The organism is Bartonella sp. AU15XJBT, assembly GCF_028618615.1.
Taxonomy (GTDB): domain Bacteria; phylum Pseudomonadota; class Alphaproteobacteria; order Rhizobiales; family Rhizobiaceae; genus Bartonella.
The window spans coordinates 1-2,890 of record NZ_JAQITG010000070.1 but is presented as its reverse complement, the minus strand read 5'-3'; the positions used below and the strand labels follow the sequence as shown (position 1 = coordinate 2,890).

General features: G+C 41.6%; 3 protein-coding genes. 1 reads left to right on the top strand and 2 read right to left on the bottom strand.

Features of this window, described 5'->3' with window-relative positions; translation table 11 throughout:
- Together PVV57_RS09925 and PVV57_RS09920 are read right to left on the bottom strand one after the other, a co-directional pair.
- A partial coding sequence (locus PVV57_RS09925) for a hypothetical protein (RefSeq protein ID WP_273784003.1) occupies nt 1-456 on the bottom strand: 456 nt, incomplete at its 3' end.
- 91 nt (nt 457-547) lie between these two features.
- Nucleotides 548-2,272: a ShlB/FhaC/HecB family hemolysin secretion/activation protein gene (locus tag PVV57_RS09920; protein WP_273784002.1), complete on the bottom strand. Its 1,725-nt coding sequence runs from the start codon at nt 2,270-2,272 to the stop codon at nt 548-550.
- 448 nt (nt 2,273-2,720) lie between these two features.
- On the opposite strand from PVV57_RS09920, the gene PVV57_RS10570 reads away from it, so the two are divergent.
- A partial coding sequence (locus tag PVV57_RS10570; RefSeq protein ID WP_404977252.1) for a type ISP restriction/modification enzyme occupies nt 2,721-2,890 on the top strand: 170 nt, incomplete at its 3' end.

The window sequence follows — 2,890 nt, the reverse complement described above, 5'->3', positions numbered from 1 at the left end:
CACTTCATTGAGAATAACCTTTGCCGCACCACTCCCCCGTAAATTGCCATTGCCAAGCACCAAACCGCCAAGCTGTGAGCGTGAAACCTCCTCAGTTGAATTGTTTAAAATCACGCCATGGGTATCAACATTAAAACTGTCATATTTGTTATGAGAAAGACCTTGTCCATTGGGGCGCGCGATATCAACAAGCGGTACGCCATTGCCGGCTTCACTCACCGTGGGGCGGAAAAGTGAGCCAACCCCATCGGCCGCTTTAATCCCTTGAGCTTCTTGAACGGGTGATCTTTGTGCACCAATTGCTTGTGCTTGCAACAACAAAGGCTGAAAAGCTAAGCAAAAACTTAAAACCAGTGAAAGCCCCTTGTGGATCCCTTGCTGCAAAACACAAAGAACGCGATGCCCTAGCTTGTATCCATATCCCAATTTGTGCTTTTGATCTTTCAATCCCCGCATCTTCAGCTCCTCATAAAATTCTTTATCTCTTAAAAAAAACAACCCATATGGGTGTAAACAGCGCAGCGATATTTTTTACCGCCCCTTTGCTCTAAAATCTCAATAATGCTCGCACTTGAAATAACCCTGTCTTATTCCCCTTTTCTCGCACTGTTGATTGGGTTAAAATATTCGAATAAGACACATCAACATCCGTAATGTCTCCGGTTGCATGGAAACCAAGAGTTGCCCCAATAAGGCGCCCGCCAAAACTGTTTTTGCTTACATCATTGGCTACAGCTCCCAGATCAAGCGCCATATAAGGGGAGAATTGGCTCATAAATTTACGCCCCATTCTCGAAGAAAAACCTGGCAACAACAGTGACAATTCATTGCGCCAGAACACCCCATTATTGCCGTAATAAACCGCCTCACGCACCCCACGCACAGATGAACTCCCGCCAAGGGACAGTTGTTCTGAACTAAACAACGCATCAGGTGACAATTGCCCTGAAAGCAACGTGTTATAACGAAAATTATACTGTTTGAGCGAAAAAGGACGCACGTAGACCAGGGAAAAAGACAATTTGGAAAATTGCCCTTTGGGTGAATTTTTTGTTGCATTCTCTTGCTCTTTATCGTCATAAGCGCCAAGGATTGCCAACCCTTTATGAAATCCTATATGTGCGCTTAATTCTCCTCCAAGCCACTTGCGCGAATGATCAAGCTCAAAGGTTGCAATAGCCAATTTACGGCTGGAAACATCAACCCGACTGCCCATAATAAAATTATCAGAATATTTCCATGTCAACCGCCCTGTAATCCATGTCTTTCCCTCTTGATCACGGTCAATAACCCGTGAAATCCATGGCGTAAGCGATAAAGACTTACCCTCAGTCATAATATCGGAAAATATTCCCTTAACACTCGAATGATATTGGCTCCAACTGCCATCAAAACCTACCGTCCAATAGCCATAGGGAAGAGAAAAGGATCCCGTTAGAGTATCACTATTGGGGCGCTTGTGAGAAAAATGATATGGACTACCATCCATAGAGCGCTGATAGCTAAACGACCATTGATCATTGATCCCTAACAGATCATCAAAAGAAAGGCTCAAGCGCGTTTGATAAATTCCTGTTGCTTTAGCACCAAGATTATCGCTGGAAAGCGTAATAAGCCAAGGTTTCTGTTTTTCAATATGAACATCGAGTATCGAACCACCCGAATTGCCACCCGCACCAAGATTAATGGTGGCTTGGCGTGAGAAAAGCCGATTGATTTGATCAAGCCCTTGCTCTATCTGGCGCAGATTGGTCGGCTTCCCAATAAGGTTTGGAAAAGCCGTGGTGATTTCTCCTTGAGATTTCCTTCCAACTTTATGCCCATCAAGAGTGATATCTTCTACTTGTCCTTCAACAACAACAATCTTGAGATGACCGCCGCTTAAATCTTGCTCAGGCAAATAAGCCCGCACCGCAATATAGCCGCGCTTCATATAAAGCTTGGTTACCGCTTTAAGCACTTTGTTGATCTCAGCAATACCAAGACACCGCCCCTCCCAAAAGGAAATGGTGTTATGAAGGTGGGTGAGAGAAATCAACTGAGCACCAACAAATTCAATGCTTTTGATCAGCAAACAGTTTTTTGGGGTTGAATCGCTTTGAAATACCGTAGATTCATTATCATCCTGTAATAAAATCTCATGCGTTGCGTTTCTGCGATGCAATCGTTGAAAACGCTGTTCTTGCGTTTGTTGACGTTGAATCCTCTCGGATTGATCAATCGCTTGCTCTCGAATGCTTTCTGCAAAACTCGCCAATGAAAAAAAGCACAAAAATACCGCAAAAATAAAGGTGAAAAAAAACTACCCATTCATTGTGCCCTCAAAGTGAGCAACAAAATGAACCACATCATCAGCATCACAGAAAAAATCGCCAATCGCGTAACAATTTTTTAATCTTTTGATGAGAATAATACTTATAAAATCTGAGAGAAAAGTGTAAACTATACTGTATACATCTGCTTTATTGGTTGCACAAATCATATCATTCCCCCGCTTTTGAAGATTTTACAATGACACTGTTAAATGACAATTATACGCATTATACGCTTCTTAATTTTAAGGTGCTGGATATGATATCATTTCGAGGATAAAGTAAAGCCTCTTATTCATAGAATAATCTGTTTTATTAGAACTGTTACATATTAGAGACAAGAAGAGACACTCCATTGATTGTCGCCTGATAAGAAGCCCAAAAAACAGATAAGAGTATAAAAACAGATTGAAGAAGCACCTCTCGACATATCTTACTAAAATTATAATAAAAAACGATATCTTTTATTATGTTTACGGTCTACTTCATTCGGAAGATTATCGCTCTCGTTATGCTGATAATTTATGCAAAGAACTGCCTCGTATTCCTTGCGTAAAAACGGCTGATGATTTTTGGAA